The organism is Pseudomonadales bacterium (assembly GCA_024234435.1).
Lineage (GTDB): Bacteria > Pseudomonadota > Gammaproteobacteria > Pseudomonadales > Porticoccaceae > JACKOF01.
On record JACKOF010000001.1, the window covers coordinates 501096 to 518948 of the forward strand.

Below are 17853 nucleotides of genomic sequence, written 5' to 3' on the forward strand. Positions count from 1 at the left end.
CCTATGTTTTAGTGCGCGGGAAATTTCTTAGAGAGGAAACAACATGGCTTACGTGATAACCGCACCCTGTGTGGCGGACTACTCTTGCCTGGAGATTTGTCCAGTCGACTGTATCAGCCCGGGTCCAGACGACAAAAAATTTGAGACTGCCGAGCAATTATACATTGATCCAGAGGTATGTATAGATTGCGGTGCCTGTGTCAAAGCTTGCCCGGTTTTGGCGATTTATGAGGCCGGTTCGTTGCCTGAAAAATGGCGGCACTATGAAGATATTAACCGCGAATATTTTATCGATCTGGCACAAAAAACTTCTCACTCCGGGGTGGCCGCATGAGCGTCGCAAATATTTCCTGCCGGGTTGCCATTGTGGGTAGTGGCCCCGCTGCCATGTATGCCGCAGAACAGCTGTTAGAACAGCATGACATTGAGGTCTCGATTGATATTTTTGAGCGTTTGCCAACACCTTGGGGGCTGGTCAGGGCCGGGGTTGCTCCGGATCATCCTGAGAAGAAGTTAGTTGTCGACCGTCAATTCGGTTTCGTATTTAAACGTCCGGAAATTCGCTTTTTTGGCAACGTGGAAGTCGGAAAACATATTCGTCACTCGGAACTAACGGATTGGTACGACGCCGTATTTTATGCAACCGGTGCTAGCAGCGATACCCGGTTGGGTATTCCTGGGGAGGAAGAGTTGGATGGATGTTGGGCGGCACGAGAATTTGTTGCTTGGTACAACGGGCACCCTGATTACAGCAATCTTAAGTTTGATTTGTCTTGTAAGAGAGCAATCGTCGTAGGAAACGGGAACGTAGCGATTGATGTTGCGCGTATTCTAACCATGCCTGTCGACGAACTTGAGCGCACCGATATTGCTGACTACGCGCTTGAAGCGCTGCGCAATAGCAAGATAGAAGAAGTGGTATTACTGGGGCGTCGCGGCCATCTACAAGGCGCGTTTAATAACCCCGAGCTTGAGGAGCTGGAGCACATTAAAGGTGTCGACGTTGTCGTTGAAGCAGATGATCTTCCCGAGGCTAATGAAGTTGTTTTAGACGATGCCGATTGGGTGACTCGTCGCAAAGTCGTCACTTTGCAGCGTTTGGCTAAATCTGTACCCACTGCGGGAAATAAACGCATTGTGTTTCGATTTCTATCCTCGCCGATTGAACTCGTTGGCAATGGCCGTGTTGAGCAGGTGTTGGTTGTTGCCAACCACCTGGTGCATGACGAAAACGGTCAGTTACAGCCGCGGGCTACCGAAAAAGAATCGTTGCTCGATGCTGGTTTGATTCTCAGAGCGATTGGTTATCGCGGTACGCCATTCCCGGGGTTACCTTTTGATAGCCGATACGGTGTCATCGAGAACGAGGGCGGTCGAGTGATCGATCAAGGCCGACCGCTGAAAGGTGTTTATGTAACCGGTTGGATAAAGCGCGGCGCCAAAGGCGTTATCGGCTCCAATAAAAAATGTGCCCGGGATACGGTGCAATGTTTTCTCAAAGATCTGAAAAACAATCAGCTCAATATTAGTGCACTTAATTATATGGAGGTGGCTGATCTTGTTGCTGAACGACAGCCAAATGTTGTTGATAAAAAGGCCTGGGGAAAAATCGATCATCAAGAGCGGGTTGCCGGTCGGGCTCAAAACAGACCCAGAGTAAAGCTCACCGCTGTACATGAGATGTTGGCCGTGGCCGGTGGGAATTAAGTGCTCAAATTTGAAGGCGGAACGTGCCTGAAAATTTAATTATTTTCTGAGGATAGTGTAGATGACTGCTCAAAAAGAAACATTTTGCAGAATTTGTGAACCCTATTGCCCCATGCTTGCCGAGCTGGATGATCAGGGAGAAGTGACAAAATTAAAACCGAACCCGGACCACCCCTGCAAGGGCACACCTTGCAATAAAGGGTTGTCGTGGCTGGAAGTGCACAACGATCCTGACAGATTGAATTATCCACTAAAAAGGAAAAACTCACGCGCTGAAGACAAGGGTGATTTTGAGCGAATTCCCTGGGAGCAATCTCTGGCGGAGGCAGGAGAGAAGTTACGAGCAGTACGAGATAAATACGGGCCCGATTCTATCGCCGTATATTTTGGCAACCCTATAGGATTTAACTCCCGCTTATATGGGTTGGTAGGCAGCTTTTTCGAGCAGATACCGACTCGGATGATTTTTAATCCGCTGTCTCAGGATTTCAGTAACAAAAGTTATGCCGCAGGTGAGATGTATGGCAGCCCGTCTATCTGGATGGCCCCTGACCTCTATAACACCGAATATCTTTTATGTATTGGATCTAACCCCAAGGTCTCCCACTGGAGTCTGGTGTCAGTTCCTAACGACAATGGCGATACCCTTAAGCAGATCAAGGCTAGAGGGGGCAAGGTTCGTTTTGTTAATCCGCGAAAAATTGAATCTTCAACACCGGAAACTGGCGAGACCCTCAGAATAAAACCCGATACCGATGTGTATTTTCTGGCCGCGCTATTAAATGAAATCAATGTTCGCGGAGGCTTCGATCAAGCTCTGATCGAGCGATATGGAAAAAATGTGGACGGAGTCTTGGACTTCGCGGCGAAGTATCCCGCTGAGCGGGTTGCAACGGTTACCGGTATTGATGCCGATACCATACGCGAAGTTGCAGTCGAATATATGGCTGCAGACGGGGCCGCTGTTTATATCTCAACCGGCGTCAATCAAGGGCGCCAGGGTACGATGGCTTTCTGGTTGTCGGAAATGATCAATTTTCTGACGGGTAATCTTGGCAAGGAGGGTGGCACTTACCTGCCCGATGGGTTTTGTCGAACAGATGGACCCCTGCCCGAAAAAGAGATTTCTATCGAAACATCGGTTGGTACTCTAACCCTTGCTCATAACTATAACCCTCTGCCCACTACTGTCCTTCCAGAGCTGATTAACAACGGCGATATAAAGGCCCTTGTTGTGCTCACGGGTAATCCACTGTTGTCAGTACCTGCGGAAGCAAAGCTTAGAGATGCATTTAGAAAGCTTGAGGTAATGGTTGCTACCGACATCATGCCGACTGACACGGTGGAGATGTGTGATTACGTTTACCCTGCGACGGACTGGCTAGAGCGCGAAGACATTAATTTGTTTTCCAATGGCGCACAGTTAAGACCTTATGTGCAGCACACCGAGACCCTTGTTGCTCCGAAACACGAACGTCGTGATGACTGGTGGATTTTGTGCAAGCTGGCATTAGAGATGGGGCCCAGTGAACTGTTTGAGCGCGAGTTGAACGAAAATGGTTTTTCAACGCTTAATCAAATGCTGGCCAGCCGTGATCTCTCCACTGACAAAATCAGTCAAATGCCTCACCGCACAGCGATGATTGAACAGTCGCCCAAGAGCACCGTTTACGAAAAAGCCATCTTTCATCAGGATGGAAAAATTAATTGCTGCCCACCTAATTTTGCAGAAGCTGGATTACAGAACCGCTGCGAACAGATTTTCATTCAACTGCAAAATGAAGGTCCGGATACATTGAAGCTGGTGAGCATGCGCACCATTCATATGCATAACGGCTGGTTAAGTAATGTGCCTATGTTCCGCAAGGGTATCAATAACGCCAACCCATTAAATATATCCGGGTCAGACGCCGAGCGGCTGGGGCTATTCGATGGAGATGCCATCCGTGTCTATAACGATTACGGCAGCGTCGAGACACAGGTGCTGATAAATAACGATCTTCGCCCCGGAGCGGTTGCGATGACCCATGGTTTTGGTCACAAGAAAGCGTTCGGTCTGAAAGTAGCCTCAAATAAACCGGGTGCCAACTACAACCAGCTGATCCCGACGGGAGCAGATACCCATGAGCCTCGAAGCTATATGGCCTGGATGACCGGTGTGCCCGTGAAGGTGGAGCGCACAGCAGGTGCTTGATAAGGATGAGAGCGATATAAAAATTAGAAAAACTGGAATGTGTTAGTCACAGTTCAGGTGACAGTTCTATGTCATACAAAACGGCGTTCGAGTTTTATATGTTGATCGATGAATAACGCTCATAACGTATTCCTGTTCGCAAAAAACATAGGGCTGTGGAGACGGCTGCACTGAAAGAGCTATGAAAAATCGTGGCCTTTATTAGGCGCTTTGGTGATGTTTCATGCTGTTGACCTGGTCAGTGTTAACCAGTTGATGCAAGAGGGCGAAATACCTATGAGCCGCTTGATTATAGGGTGTGCATAACAGAGGTTTCAGCAAGAGTAGATCGTTGAAATTTAGCATTTTTTTAAAAATATTCGTTGCGATAAAAGAGTCGAAATCCGGTATCCGGGTAGTGAGTAGTAGGGTACTGGCTCGATAGCCACCATAACGGTGGCGTCACATAAAAAATAGAGAGTGAATATCATGAATAAGAATAAGCGTTATTTAGCGAGCACGATGGGGGTGAGCGCACTGTTGGCAGCCAGCCTTGCCAGTGGGGCATTAGCCGAAGATCAACCTAAAAGAAGGGCCATTGCCTCGACTGTTGAAGAAGTGGTCGTGACGGCTCAGAAGCGGGAGCAAAGCACTAGTGATCTGGGTATTTCTGTTTCGGCCTTATCGGGAGATGAGTTATCAGCTTTAGGTATGCAGAGTTCGAATGACATAGTTAACTTTATCCCTAATATTGAACACACGGCCATTTTTGGCCCGGGTACCAACCCTAACTACTCCATCCGAGGCGTGACTCAGAACGACTACAACGATGCCACTGAAGCTCCGATCGCCACCTATGTTGACGATGTGTATTTTGTTACCACAGGTGCCGGTTCGTTTCCGCTTTACGATCAGGAGCGTGTGGAAGTCTTGCGTGGACCACAGGGCACTTTATTTGGCCGTAACAGTACGGGCGGCGTGATGCACTTTATCAGCAACGACCCGACAGAGGAGTTTGAGGGCGAAATTAAAGTAGGCTTTGGATCTTATGCTACTCGACGTGTTTCCGGCTTTGTTAACGTTCCTGTGACGGATAATTTTCAGTTCCGTATTGCGGGTTATACCTCCAAGAGTGATGGTTACCTTGATCACCAAACAGGCAATCAACCCGACGCCGGAGAAACGGATAATGAGTCCGTGCGCTTGACGCTGGCATTTCAGCCAACAGAGAACATTTCCGATGTGCTGAAAATCAGTCAGAGTATTTCGCAAGGTAATACCTCTGGTGTATGGCGCGACGCCATTACTCAAAGCCCTACCGATGGTTTGTTAAGTACGTTACCTAAGGGCACACTCGATGGCTTTGGTTTTGCTCCTGTTCACAAATACAAAGAAGTGGATCAAGGTGGACCCAGAGAGCTCAAGCGTGCGCGTTCTAGAACAGTGTCCAACACGCTGGATTGGGCCATTTCCGATAGTGTCGAACTTACTTCGGTCACGGCTTATAACGAATACACACGTGACCTGTTGGAGGACTGCGACGGTATTCAGGCGTGGCTGTGTCAAACCCATTACGACAACTCCAGTCATCAGTTCTCACAAGAGCTGCGGGCGTTTATCGACCTGGGAGAGCAGCGCTATACCGTGGGTGCCTATTATCTGGAGCAAAGTCAGAATGTTGATCAGATTGCGCCATTATTTGTGGATGTGGGGCATTTAATTGGCTTGCCTGGCGGCTTGTTGTTTGATGCCGATGCAAAACAGGAACTGAAAGGCTACGCCGTTTTTGCTAACGGAGAATTTGACCTCAATGAAAAATTCACTTTGGTTGCCGGTGTTCGGTTTTCTAAAGATGAAAAAGAGATGGACTCTCGTTTTGCGCAATACGGCTCACCAACCGGTGCGCCAGGTCGCGACCAGTGGGCAGCGTTTAAGCATACAACTGATGTTGCCGGTGGTGCTCTGCTGTCGGAAGATCTATTGAACGATACTACTGGCGGTAACAGTTTTAGCAAGGATTCATGGAACGCCAAAATCGAGCTGGACTACAAGCCTACCGACGATATGTTGATTTACGGCTCTATTAGTCGCGGTACCAAAGCACCGGGTTATAACCATGGCTTTGTATCGGCTGGGTTGGCGATAGATGATTACTTTTATAAAGAAGAAGAACTGATTGCTTATGAAGTGGGAATAAAAACCACGTTCTGGGATCAAAAAGCGAGTTTGAATGCGGCGGCGTTTTATTATGACTACACCGACTACCACACCCTCAGCTTTATTGATATTGGATCATATCTCACCAATAGCGATGCTGAACTCTATGGTGCAGAGTTCGATTTAACCGTTAGACCTATCGAAGGTCTGACTCTGAAACTAAACGCAGGCATTTTGGAATCCACACTCTACGACGTACCGAACAGTGCGGGGTTTGTGGATGATTGGGAAATGCCAATTGCACCATCCTGGACATTGGCTGGTTCGATTAACTATGAGTTTTACGTTGGCGACAACATTATGGGGCTGCAGTTAGACGGTCGTGCCAGAGATGAGTTTACCAATGACCCTGCCGATAACCCGGCCTCCACAGTGGATGGTTATGGAACGGTGAATGCCAGAGCGTATTTGTTGGATAGCGCTGAAAAATGGGAAGTGTCTCTGTCGGTGAAAAACCTCGCAGATAAGCAGTACGAGACCTCGATTTTCCTGTTGAATGGCATTGGCGGTTACCGTTATGGGTTTGATGGGCCACCCCGTATGTGGAGTGCCGATATCACTTACAGGTTCTAAAAGAAGCGATAGATTGTAAAAAGGAGACGTGTGGGTGGGGTTATCTAAGTTGCTAACGGATGGCCTCACCCTCATTGTTCAACTGGTCAGTTACATGTTACGCTCTAGCCGGTTATTGGAAGGCAATTTTTGGCAAACAAAAAAACACATCTGTTTGTTTTTCGGGGTTAGGTGAAATAGACGTGTATAACAAGCATGCCTGGAATCGATATTGATAGTCCCACAGCGGGCAGCATGGTGGTAGATTAGTCTGCGATCTTGAGTCTGATTATCACGTCACCCGTGCAAAGCTCCATGAGGAATGCCGGTATTATCTGGATAAACTTAATGCCATAAAACGGGGCAGTGTGACCGCTAAATAGAGTGAAAAAGTCGCCGCAGAATCGACAAAAAGAGGGTAATGAATGAAAACCGTTTCAACAAAAAACAGACGACCATGGGTTCTTGCAGCCTTATTGTCATTATTTGCTCTCGGGCTTATCGGCGGTGGTATGAAGCTGGTTTTGCTCGGTGGTTCTTCTTATTACCTTATTAGTGGGCTTATTGTGCTTGGCGCGGGCATCCAGTTGTGGAGGGGGAAAGCATCTTCTTTATGGTTGTATTCGCTGTTTGTCTTGATCACGTTCATATGGTCGATCTATGAAGCCGGATTTGATGGTTGGGCACTGGCGCCGCGGGTATGTATTCCGGCAGGTTTTGGTATCTGGCTGGCCTTTCCTTATATATCGCGATGGCTGCGATCCTCTGGTGGGATTATTGCTGGCGCAAAAGTATGCCTGGTGATTTCTATCGCCAGTTTACTGCTTCTGTTGGGGTCGGCGTTAAAACCTAACGACGAGCCAGGGGAGTTTCCTCAGACCGTTGATACTGCTGTCGATGCAAGACTTATTGGCCCTGAAAATGGTGAATGGCCGCATTATGGCAACACCCTGGCAGGCACTCGATTTTCGCCATTAACGCAAATCAATCTTGAAAATATCGATCAACTGGAGCCAGCCTGGAGCTATCGAACCGGGGTTGTTCAAAAAGGTCAAAAAAGCCATTTTCAAGCTACACCGTTGATGGTTAATGACACGCTGTATCTTTGCACCCAAACCAATATTGTTATAGCGCTGGACCCTGAAACAGGAAAAGAGCGCTGGCGCTACGATCCCGAGGTTGACCCTACAGGAGGCTCAGTGGTGAGAACTTGCCGTGGAGTCGCCTATGCTGAATCAGAATCTGCCAGTGAATGTCCTCAGCGTATTATCGCGGCAGCTTTTGATACTCGCCTTTTCGCAGTCGATGCAAACACCGGTAAGTTGTGCCAGTCCTTTGGTAACAACGGTATGGTTGATCTAAAACGCGGTATGGGCAAATTAGATCCGGGCTTTTCCTATATGAGTTCGGCACCGACTGTAGTCCGTAATAACGTGGTGATTAATGGCTGGATTGCCGACAACGTGATGGTTGGTGAACCGTCCGGAGTGATTCGTGCCTTTGATGTGATTACCGGAGAGTTTGCATGGGCTTGGGATTTGGGGCGCCCAGGCAAGCACGGTGAACCAGAAGAGGGTGAAATCTACACTCGTGGCACGCCTAATAGTTGGGGACCAATGAGCGGCGATGAAGAACTAGGCATGGTTTATGTGCCAACCGGTAATGCAACGCCTGATCACTGGGGCGGTCATCGCACTGCGGAGATGGATAAATACAGTTCCTCTATTGTTGCTTTGAATGCTGAAACTGGTGAGCCGCAATGGCATTACCAAACGGTGCACCATGATCTTTGGGATTACGATGTAGCGTCACAACCCACATTAGTAGATGTTCAAGTGGACGGCAAAAAAGTACCGGCACTGCTGCAGCCCACGAAACAGGGTCAAGTCTTTATGTTGGATCGCCGCACTGGCGAACTATTGGCTGATGTAGAGGAGCAACCCGTTCCTAACGATGCCATGTCCGGTGATTGGATGTCTCCCACACAGCCTGTTTCGACGGAAATGCCGTCATTTTCTACCGAGACTTTGGAAGAAAAGGATATGTGGGGTATCACCCCCTTTGACCAGCTGTGGTGTCGTATTCTGTTTCATCAGATTCGTTATGAAGGCCCTTACACGCCGATTGGTTCGGAAAAATTCACGCTCGTTTACCCCGGTGTGGGTGGTGGCATGAATTGGGGAGGCGTGTCGGTCGACCCTGAACACGGCGTGATGTTGGTCAACAATATGCATATTGGCTCTATGATTAAGTTGATTCCTCGAGAAGCATCTAACAATGACGAGCAGCAGCAATACCATATTAGCGGTGCGCCAATGCATGGAACACCGTACTCGTTTGTTTGGGGTACTTTTGTTTCACCGTTACAAGTGCCTTGTAACGAACCACCTTATGGCCGCATGAGTGCTGTTGATCTCACTACCCGCAAACTTCTGTGGTCAGTACCTCTTGGTACAGGGCGGGACAGTGGGCCTTTGGGTACAGAGTATGGAGTCCCGCTAACTATAGGCTCGCCCAATTTTGGTGGCTCTTTTACCACGCGCAGCGGTCTTGCCTTTATTGGCGCTACCCACGAGCGGGCAATTAGAGCGTTTGATATTCGTACAGGTAAAGTGGTTTGGAAAGCTCGCCTGCCGACAGGTGGAAGTGCCAACCCGATGACGTATGTTTCGCCCGCTAGTGGCCGCCAGTTCGTGGTTATTGTGGCGGGAGGGGCCGGTACCATGGGGTCTCCAATAGGTGATTACGTCCAGGCTTTTGCGATTAAACAATAAATAAAATTCAAATAAAAAATTCAAAGAGATAGGAATTAACCCATGGAAAATAATTACCAGCCACCCCGATTTTACCGAGGTGAAATGGACGATAAGACGGGTACTGCCGGGCATGGTGCGGTTCTCAATGAAGACTATAACCGGATCATGGTGGAAGGCCCTTGGGGCCAAGTTAAGATGCAGAAGGTTCGTGATGGCGTGCATTGCCTGACGGGTTTTGCAGTCGCGAACTTTACCCTGGTTGAAAGTGATAGCGGATTTATTCTTATTGATACGGGTTTAAATCGCGGTTGTGGTGAAGAGTTGCTCAGGCGTAAAGCTGAAATCAGCGACAAACCTATTGTAGCCATTATTTTCTCCCACAATCATTACACCGGTGGAGCCAGAGCTATTCTTGAAGCTCACCCCGATCGGGACATTCCTATTTACGGGCACCCGCAAACTGAAAACAGTATTTTTGGATTAGTTGATCCGGGTACATTGCGCCATGCAGTTGATCGAGCCATTAAGCAGATGGGTATGTACTTGCCTAAAACAGGCCCAGATTCATCAGCAACCTACGGCTTTTGTATTCCCCAGTTTGAAGACCCTGCACTAAATGTTAATGGCCATTTGCCGGTTACTCACGAAGTTCAGGATGGCGATGAAGTAGTTATTACTAATGGGTTCGAAAGTAAGCGAACATCATTTATAATGTAGGCTCCGTTCGCCAAGCTTATCGGATATTTACACACATGCGCCACGATGACGGTCGTAAACTTGATCACAAAACATTAGAAGCCATTCGCGTTCGCGCCGTTCAACGGGTCATGGATGGCGAGAGTCCAGAAGTCGTCATCAAAGCGCTGGGGATGAGCCGAGCACGAATCTATGAATGGCTGGCTGCCTACCGCGAGGGTGGCTTTGACGCGCTCAAGGCCAAGCAGATTTCCGGTCGTCCCAAGAAACTGAGCGGTGCTCAGATCCGGGAGCTGTATATCTGGATAACGACCTTTACGCCGGACCAGTTGAAGTTTGATTTTGCCCTGTGGACTCGGGGCCGAGTGCGTGAGCTCATCCGGCAAAAGTTCAACGTCCGGTTAAGCGATGTCTCGGTCGGTCGTCTGCTTCGAAACCTGGGGCTGACGCCTCAGAAACCCCTGCATCGGGCCTACCAGCAAAAGCCAGAGGCCGTGAAACAATGGAAAGAAGAGACCTACCCGGAAATTCGCAAGGAAGCAAAAAAAGTCGGCGCCACCATCTATTTCGGCGATGAAGCCAGCATTCGGTCTGATTATCACAGTGGCACCACCTGGGCACCCAGGGGTGAAACTCCGATCATCCGTAATACGGGCAGTCGCTTCAGCATCAATCTGATCTCGGCCATCTCGCCTCGCGGCGAGCTTCGCTTTAAGACCATTCAGGGCAACATGAACACCGATGCGTTTCTTGGTTTCCTCAAGGCTCTGGTGCAAGACGTTGACAAGCCGGTTTTCCTGATCCTCGATAACCACCCGGTTCATCATGCTCGTCGGGTTCGAGACTATGTTGAGAGTCTCGACGGCAAGCTCAGGTTGTTCTTCCTGCCGCCGTACTCGCCGGAGCTGAATCCTGACGAGTCTGTTTGGGGCTATATCAAATACCATCACGTCGGTAAAAAGATCATTAACAGCAAAGAACAACTTCGGAGCACTGTTTACCGGCAGCTTCGACGTTTGCAAAAATTGCCACGACTATTGAAATCGTTTTTTGGCCATCCGGATTTGGCTTATATCTCCGGGTAATGTTCGCTTACTTTATTTCGAATTAGTAATGGCGTCAAAGTTTGTTTTCATCATGCCATGGCCGATGCTCCCGATAGCCTGATCAGCTATTTCCCTGAATATGACTTGATACAACACAACACCGCGATTATGCCGGTGATGTTTCCGCTGTATACCTTGCGAGGCGGTGAGTATCGAAACCCGGTTAACCTGATTGAGGGTATCGATAAGATACGTGAAATCTGCCCTGAACACCTGATTGGCTGTCATGGAAATCCGGTTTCCGGGAAAGAAAATGTCTATGAGCTAGCCACTTTACATCGCGACGCCTATGCATTCTTATTTCAGCAAACGCTGCAAGGGATCAACCGTGGTTTGAGTCCCGACGACTTGGTGCAGCAGATTCACCTGCCTAAACATGTGAACGAAAACCTTGCGCTGTTTCCTGCCTATATTGATGTGGAATACATTGTTCGTGGTATTTATTTGGGTGTTATTGGTTGGTGGGCAACGGATACTGCAGATTTACATCCACCCACTCAGCAGGAGATGGGCGAGGTTATCGTCGAAGGTTTTGGTGGTGTTGATGCGGTAATAAATCGTGGCCGCAAAGCCATGGCGGCGAAGCAATACAATCTGGTTGCCAAGCTGATGTCGTACGCGCTGAGTGTTGAACCTGACAATACAGAGGCAAAACAATTGAAAGCCGACGTGTTGCGAAAAATGGCACAAACAACACGCAGTGGTATTCAAACGCGTAACTTCCTTCTAACAGAAGCCTGTGAGCTGGAAGGCAAAATTCCAGCCCCTCAACGGCCAGAAAAAGCGCCATTGACCAATATGCATCCGGCTACCGTTGCTAACTCTTCACCCGCCACTATTGTCAAACTGATGGAAAATCACTTTAACCCTGAGGGTGTTGAACAACTGTCTGCGACGGTACTGATACATTTTACGGATCAGGGTGTCGGGTACGGATTGGCTATTCGAAATGGCGCTGTAGAGTTTTTGGCACAGGCCCCAGCAGATTCTGATATGCAAATTCGGCTGCCGTTTTCTGATTGGGCACTGGTTGCTACCGGGCAGTGCACGCTACAAGCATTGACTGCAGACGGCATTGCAGAGGTCAGTGGTGAGAAGTCCGTAGTGGACGCTGTAATGAATGCTTATAAGGGCATTTTGGGCGCTTAATAAAGCAAGTAAAAAATCGAATAGTTAGCAAAAACAAATAGATATTAAAACCAAATTGAAAAATATAAGGGGTGAAAATGACGGGCGCATTCATTATTAGTTCAGGCCGTTGTGGCTCAACCATGATGTCGAATCTGATTAATACACACGCAGACATTCTCAGTGTTTCAGAGTTTTTTATTGATATTGCGAGTAACGGTTATGAACTTGATGCAGCATTTGGGAGTGAAAAAATCGACGGTCAGGAATTCTGGCAGCGGATAAATTTTAAACCGCCGATAATGAATGTCCTGCTCGCAAATGATCGACCCTACCCGGAAATGCTTTATCCCTACCGTGATCCGAATTCGCGGTTTTCAGCACAAACCGGAGTGCCTTCATTGCAAATGACAATGTTGCCCCATCTTACGGATGACCACGATGCGCTTTGCGATGAGCTGGAACCTCAAGTCATAGCGCAACCTGTGCAAAGCCTTCGTGATCATTTTGAAGACCTGTTTGCCATACTGATGAACAAGTTCGGCAAAAAAACCTGGGTTGAAAGATCCGGAGGTAGTGTTCCATTTGCTAGTGAGATAAGGAAGGTTTGGCCTGAAGGAAAATACATTCATGTGTTCAGAAATGGTATGGACACGGCTCGATCAATGTCCGTGCACGAAGGCTTCAAGATAGTCCTTGGCGGAGAGGCAATAAAAGAGTATCTGGGAGTATCCCCATACTTTTCTGACGATCGTGAAAATGTAGACAAGGTTCCTTCGCATCTTCGTTTCCTCTTGCCCGAGTGTTTCGATGTAGAGGCGTTTGATAAATACGTTCTACCGTTGGACATGATTGGAGGAATGTGGTCTGACAACATTAAACAGGGGTTTGAAACCTTAGCCTCCCTACCCAAAGAGAATGTAATCCATATCGACTACGACCGGTTTTGTGACAACCCTGTCGAACAGCTGAAAACCGTCGTTGAGTTCCTGGGGGTGGATTGCCCTGAGGACTGGCTGAATTCCACTGCCAGTAAAGTTAAGAAAAGTGGTGGCGCATGGAAGAAATTACCTGAGGATCAGCAGAAAATTCTGTTGGAAGCCTGCCGTCCCGGGATGGAATTAATCGAACGTCGCATCGCCGATGGCACAGTTCTTTAACGGGGTTTAGCAGAAACATAATAAAAGCCTTAGCAGGCGTATTTTTTTAGTAAAGGAATAAATCATGAGCGGTACAATCATTGCGAGTTCAGGACGTTGTGGCTCTACCATGATGTCAAGTCTACTTAATCAGCACACGGACATACTCAGTGTTTCCGAATTTCTTATTGATGTGTGTAATCTTCAGTCAAACTTGGATTGGGCGTTTACGGAAGAAAAAATAGACGGTGAAGATTTCTGGCGCCGCATCAATCTGAAGCCCGACCTGATGAATCACATGCTGAGATTGGGTTGTCCATATCAGGAAATGCTTTACCCCTACAAAAAAAACGGGGCAAAATTCAACGCACAAACTTATGTTCCCGCCTTGTGCATGACATTCCTGCCCCATATTTCAGATTACCCTGATCAACTCTACGACGAGCTGGAGCCTGTGGTGCGAGCTCAACCTCTCCAGGGTATACGACAGCACTATGAAGACCTGTGGGCATGGCTGATGCTTCGTCTTGACAAGAAAGTCTGGGTCGAACGCTCTGGAACCAGCATCGTCTATGTTGAGGAAATGCTAAAGATGTGGCCCGAATCCCGATATATACACATGTTTCGGGATGGCAGGGATACCTGCTACTCAATGCGGAATCATGTCGGGTTCAAGTTTGTCATCATGGGACAAAAACTTGAGGAGTATATGGGAGTGAACCCCTTCCTTTCAGATGATCGAACTCACGTCGATAAGGTTCCTGAAGAATTTCAGTTTTTATTGCCGGAAAACTTGACCAAGGAGGCCATGGACAACTGGTCAATACCCATTGAGATTCTTGGTCACGCATGGTCTGCCGACATCAAAAAAGGATTCGACATATTTTCCAATATGCCTGATGAACAAGTGCTTCATGTGGATTATGACCGCTTCTGTGCAAATCCTGAGAAACAGCTTCGAACTATTGCCGAATTCTGCGGTGTTGACTCCACGGATCAATGGATCAAGGAAGTCACAGCTGGCGTCAGCCTGAGCAAGGGGAACTGGCAACAATTACCTGCTGACAAGAAAGCAAGCCTTGACCAAAGCTGTCAACCGGGCAATGACTTGATTGATCAAAAAATCAAATCAGGCATTGTTCTGTAGAGAGGAATCCACGGGGTTTTATGAAAAAAATTCGATATGGCATTTTAAGTACAGCGGATATTGGCCTGTCTGCGCATATTCCCGCCGCGCGAGAAACGGATAACTCTGTTGTAACGGCCTTAGCCAGCCGCAATCTGCAAGCCGCAAGAAGCGCTGCCGACAAGTGTGGCGTAGAGAAGGCCTATGGCTCCTATCAGGAATTATTGGACGACCCGGACATTGATGTGGTGATTAATCCGCTGCCTATATCCATGCACCTGGAGTGGACGCGCAAAACAGCCGAAGCAGGCAAGCATATTTTGCTGGAAAAACCTGTGGCACTAAATACGGCGCAGGCGAGAGAGATTAAACAAATTCTCAGCGAACACAACGTGCTTTTTTATGAAGCTTTTACCCACCGGTTTAATCCTCAGCTGAACCAGGCCGCTAAATGGGTTGTTGAAGGAGTGATTGGCGATGTTGTTCATATCAGCTCGGCATTAACGGTGAACTTTACGGCTGACGAAGACAATATCCGCTGGAAGCCCGAGCTGGGTGGTGGTGGGTTCATTGATGCCGGTTGTTACACCGTTTGTGCAACTCGATTGGTAATGGGCGAGACACCAACGCAGGTGTTTGGTGCTCAACGCACTCGTCACGATGTTGATGCCACTTTTCTGGGAACGTTAATGTTTGAATCTGGCGCACTGGCGACGGTTAAGTCTAGCCTGGAGCATGAGTATATCTGCTATCTCAATGTGTACGGCTCGAAAGGGGTGATTCGGGTGACGCATATGCTGAATGAAGATGCGCCGGTACTACTGTCCACTGATAAGGGCGTCGAACGATTTGAGTTTGATGCCGTGAATCGTTATGCGGTGCAGTTGGAACATTTTTCAGAATGTGTTCTGACGGGTACTCAACCTCGCTGGGGTATAGACGATGCTATTGAAAATATGAAAGTGATTGACGCGCTCTATAAATCAGCGCAATCGGGGCAGGTAGAAAAAGTTGAATCAGATAACGGCTGTTAATACGCCGAATAAGGAGAAAAAAAATGGATAAAGATCATCTGTATTATCAAAATGACGTAAAGACAAAAGATGAGATGGCAGCGCTCCCGGAAGAGGTTAAGGCGCAGTTGGCAGCCCATCTGGAGTTGTATAAACGTGATCCTGAACAAGCACATATGTGGGACACAGCCTTGATTGGCATCGGTGGAATAGTTCCCTGTCTGATGTTGTCGGCTATCGGCGCAAAATCGAAGCAGCTGCGGCAGAACGTGCTGCAGTACTATCGCATTAAAGGCAATTACGTGGTGGTTGCTTCAAGGGGGGGGACAGTGGAGCACCCCGTTTGGTACAAAAACCTGTTGGCGAACCCCAGCTGCGAAATACAGGTAGGTGGTTTTCATTCAAAGGCCGTCGCAAGAACGATTACGAGCCCGGAACGTGAAGAATACTGGAAAGCGATTACAGAAGAGCAGCCTATCCAGATTGAATACCAGAAAAAAACAACTCGAGAGATACCGGTAGTGGTGATGGATCTGGTCGATTAATCGGTCTGGTTCACGGTTGTTGGGTGGGTATTAATCAACGGAGGATGTATGGATCTTAAATTGTCGGGGCTGAATGTTCTCGTTACGGGTGGCACTGCCGGCATCGGTGCGGCCATTGTGGAGTGTTTCGCTCGTGAAGGCGCTAACGTCGCCTTTTGCAGCAGATCACAATCAAAGGTAGATGCCATGTGCCAGCGGATGTCGGTTTACAACGTCACTATCCGGGGCGCTTCGGTAGATATCAATGACGCCGAGGCGCTTGCGGATTGGGTCAAGTCAGTAGGTGAACTGGATATTGTGGTACACAACGTCAGTGGTCTTTCAACACACGACTGGCAGGTGATGATTGATACTGATATTAAAGCTACCGCCAGTTTGATCGAGGCCGCGTTGCCAGCTCTTAAGCGTTCTGAGTGTGGTGCGCTGACTTATATTGGGTCGAAAGTGTCAACGTACGGCACGCCAGATTTTCCTGTGTACGCGGCAGGCAAGGCTTGTATTACACACTATATGAAATCTCTCTCGCTGGAGCTCGGGCAGGACGGTATTCGGGTCAATGTCATCGCACCGGGAGATATTTATTTTAAAGATGGCGCTTGGGACAACATTCGAAAAAACATGCCTGACCTCTACCAGAAAACGGTTGATAGCAGCTTGTTTGGTCGATTGGGGACCGCTGAAGAAATAGCGGATTCGGTGGTGTTCATATCCAGCCCTGTCTCGAGTTTTACCACGGGAGCGCATTTGCTGGTTGATGGTGGAACATCTGTTCACGTGCAAGGTTGAATGGAACGCATGTTGGTGTTCACTAAAAAAACAGATTGATATTTATTCGATAACGATGAGGGGAATGTGATGGGGGAACGACCACTGGAGGGCCAGGTGGCATTGATAACGGGTGGAGCTCGCGGGATTGGCCGAGCTATTGCTATTAAATTAGCGAAAGCAGGTGTCTCAATAGCTATTACCGGTAGATTTAAAGAATCGGACGACACAGTTCCTTATCAAACGACGACACTTGATGACAGAGACAAAACAATTGCCATGGTAGAAGAGGTCGGTGGCAAATGTCTTTCATTTGCGGCTGATGTCCGATCATTTGATGATATGTCAAAAGTGGTTGAGCAAATCATGGCTCGTTTTGGCCGACTGGATATTGTGGTTGCTAACGCGGGTGTTTTTTCGGGCGGGGTTCCCATCCATCAGTTAAGCGACAACGAATGGCAGCGGATGATGGATGTGTCTGTTACGGGTATCTGGAATACCGCTCGAGCGGCCATACCGCATATGTTAGAGGCCGGGCGAGGAAACATTGTTTTGATATCTTCTGTTGCCGGCATTAAAGGTGGGAATGCTGGATTTGGACATTATGCCACGGCCAAACACGCAGTTACCGGCCTTGGCCGGGCGCTGGCGACTGAGTTGGGGCCAAATAATATCCGGGTAAATACGGTTTGCCCCACTTCGGTAGCGACGCCGATGTCAGAGAATCAATTCTATTACGACCTGTTTAGTGGTGGGACCGGAGGAACGAAAGAACAAGCGCAGGAAATCATTAAAAGCATGCACAGCTTGCCGGTGGCAGCTATTCAGCCAGAAGACGTGGCCAACGCTGTTGGCTGGTTGGTTTCGGACGAGGCTCGTTATGTGCACGGTATTATCTTACCTGTCGATGCGGGCGCTTCGATGTATTAG

At 48.3% G+C, this 17853-nt stretch carries 14 protein-coding genes; all 14 read left to right on the forward strand.

Features of this window, described 5'->3' with window-relative positions; translation table 11 throughout:
• Nucleotides 1-43: 43 nt before the first annotated feature.
• The 14 genes from H7A02_02365 to H7A02_02430 all read left to right on the forward strand — a co-directional run bounded on the left by H7A02_02365 (nucleotide 44) and on the right by H7A02_02430 (nucleotide 17853).
• Nucleotides 44-334 (forward strand): 4Fe-4S binding protein, encoded by a 291-nt coding sequence (locus tag H7A02_02365; GenBank protein ID MCP5171101.1) that lies wholly within the window; start codon nucleotides 44-46, stop codon nucleotides 332-334.
• On the forward strand, nucleotides 331-1707 hold the full coding sequence (locus H7A02_02370) for an FAD-dependent oxidoreductase (GenBank protein ID MCP5171102.1): 1377 nt from the start codon (nucleotides 331-333) through the stop codon (nucleotides 1705-1707). Before H7A02_02365 ends, H7A02_02370 begins: the two co-directional genes overlap by 4 nt.
• A 61-nt stretch (nucleotides 1708-1768) precedes the next feature.
• Nucleotides 1769-3901: a molybdopterin-dependent oxidoreductase gene (locus H7A02_02375; protein MCP5171103.1), complete on the forward strand. Its 2133-nt coding sequence runs from the start codon at nucleotides 1769-1771 to the stop codon at nucleotides 3899-3901.
• 468 nt (nucleotides 3902-4369) lie between these two features.
• Nucleotides 4370-6670: a TonB-dependent receptor gene (locus H7A02_02380; protein ID MCP5171104.1), complete on the forward strand. Its 2301-nt coding sequence runs from the start codon at nucleotides 4370-4372 to the stop codon at nucleotides 6668-6670.
• Between the two features lie 404 nt (nucleotides 6671-7074).
• On the forward strand, nucleotides 7075-9423 hold the full coding sequence (locus H7A02_02385) for a membrane-bound PQQ-dependent dehydrogenase, glucose/quinate/shikimate family (protein MCP5171105.1): 2349 nt from the start codon (nucleotides 7075-7077) through the stop codon (nucleotides 9421-9423).
• Nucleotides 9424-9465: 42 nt separating this feature from the next.
• Nucleotides 9466-10122 carry an MBL fold metallo-hydrolase gene (locus tag H7A02_02390; protein ID MCP5171106.1) on the forward strand — a complete coding sequence of 219 codons (657 nt, stop codon included), beginning with the start codon at nucleotides 9466-9468 and terminating at the stop codon, nucleotides 10120-10122.
• A gap of 35 nt (nucleotides 10123-10157) precedes the next feature.
• The gene (locus H7A02_02395) at nucleotides 10158-11186 is read left to right on the forward strand and encodes an IS630 family transposase (protein MCP5171107.1); all 1029 of its coding nucleotides are present in this window, start codon (nucleotides 10158-10160) and stop codon (nucleotides 11184-11186) included.
• A 57-nt stretch (nucleotides 11187-11243) separates the two neighbouring features.
• Nucleotides 11244-12356: an SCP2 sterol-binding domain-containing protein gene (locus H7A02_02400; protein MCP5171108.1), complete on the forward strand. Its 1113-nt coding sequence runs from the start codon at nucleotides 11244-11246 to the stop codon at nucleotides 12354-12356.
• 77 nt (nucleotides 12357-12433) lie between these two features.
• On the forward strand, nucleotides 12434-13495 hold the full coding sequence (locus H7A02_02405; protein ID MCP5171109.1) for a sulfotransferase: 1062 nt from the start codon (nucleotides 12434-12436) through the stop codon (nucleotides 13493-13495).
• Nucleotides 13496-13559: 64 nt separating this feature from the next.
• Nucleotides 13560-14621: a sulfotransferase gene (locus H7A02_02410; protein MCP5171110.1), complete on the forward strand. Its 1062-nt coding sequence runs from the start codon at nucleotides 13560-13562 to the stop codon at nucleotides 14619-14621.
• 20 nt (nucleotides 14622-14641) lie between these two features.
• Complete coding sequence (locus H7A02_02415) at nucleotides 14642-15634, forward strand: Gfo/Idh/MocA family oxidoreductase (protein MCP5171111.1); 993 nt, start codon at nucleotides 14642-14644, stop codon at nucleotides 15632-15634.
• A gap of 23 nt (nucleotides 15635-15657) precedes the next feature.
• Nucleotides 15658-16158: a nitroreductase family deazaflavin-dependent oxidoreductase gene (locus H7A02_02420; GenBank protein MCP5171112.1), complete on the forward strand. Its 501-nt coding sequence runs from the start codon at nucleotides 15658-15660 to the stop codon at nucleotides 16156-16158.
• Nucleotides 16159-16206: 48 nt separating this feature from the next.
• Nucleotides 16207-16944: an SDR family oxidoreductase gene (locus tag H7A02_02425; protein MCP5171113.1), complete on the forward strand. Its 738-nt coding sequence runs from the start codon at nucleotides 16207-16209 to the stop codon at nucleotides 16942-16944.
• Between the two features lie 69 nt (nucleotides 16945-17013).
• A complete protein-coding gene (locus tag H7A02_02430; GenBank protein ID MCP5171114.1) occupies nucleotides 17014-17853 on the forward strand; it encodes a mycofactocin-coupled SDR family oxidoreductase in 840 nt (279 codons plus the stop codon).

What these genes read in the sequence shown, in the direction of transcription:
- H7A02_02375 (MCP5171103.1), top strand. Translation starts at nt 1,769, where the DNA reads ATGACTGCTCAAAAAGAAACATTTTGCAGAATTTGTGAACCCTATTGC.
- H7A02_02400 (MCP5171108.1), top strand. Translation starts at nt 11,244, where the DNA reads ATGGCCGATGCTCCCGATAGCCTGATCAGCTATTTCCCTGAATATGAC.
- H7A02_02420 (MCP5171112.1), top strand. Translation starts at nt 15,658, where the DNA reads ATGGATAAAGATCATCTGTATTATCAAAATGACGTAAAGACAAAAGAT.
- H7A02_02365 (MCP5171101.1), top strand. Translation starts at nt 44, where the DNA reads ATGGCTTACGTGATAACCGCACCCTGTGTGGCGGACTACTCTTGCCTG.
- H7A02_02415 (MCP5171111.1), top strand. Translation starts at nt 14,642, where the DNA reads ATGAAAAAAATTCGATATGGCATTTTAAGTACAGCGGATATTGGCCTG.
- H7A02_02395 (MCP5171107.1), top strand. Translation starts at nt 10,158, where the DNA reads ATGCGCCACGATGACGGTCGTAAACTTGATCACAAAACATTAGAAGCC.
- H7A02_02385 (MCP5171105.1), top strand. Translation starts at nt 7,075, where the DNA reads ATGAAAACCGTTTCAACAAAAAACAGACGACCATGGGTTCTTGCAGCC.
- H7A02_02405 (MCP5171109.1), top strand. Translation starts at nt 12,434, where the DNA reads ATGACGGGCGCATTCATTATTAGTTCAGGCCGTTGTGGCTCAACCATG.
- H7A02_02380 (MCP5171104.1), top strand. Translation starts at nt 4,370, where the DNA reads ATGAATAAGAATAAGCGTTATTTAGCGAGCACGATGGGGGTGAGCGCA.
- H7A02_02390 (MCP5171106.1), top strand. Translation starts at nt 9,466, where the DNA reads ATGGAAAATAATTACCAGCCACCCCGATTTTACCGAGGTGAAATGGAC.
- H7A02_02425 (MCP5171113.1), top strand. Translation starts at nt 16,207, where the DNA reads ATGGATCTTAAATTGTCGGGGCTGAATGTTCTCGTTACGGGTGGCACT.
- H7A02_02430 (MCP5171114.1), top strand. Translation starts at nt 17,014, where the DNA reads ATGGGGGAACGACCACTGGAGGGCCAGGTGGCATTGATAACGGGTGGA.
- H7A02_02410 (MCP5171110.1), top strand. Translation starts at nt 13,560, where the DNA reads ATGAGCGGTACAATCATTGCGAGTTCAGGACGTTGTGGCTCTACCATG.
- H7A02_02370 (MCP5171102.1), top strand. Translation starts at nt 331, where the DNA reads ATGAGCGTCGCAAATATTTCCTGCCGGGTTGCCATTGTGGGTAGTGGC.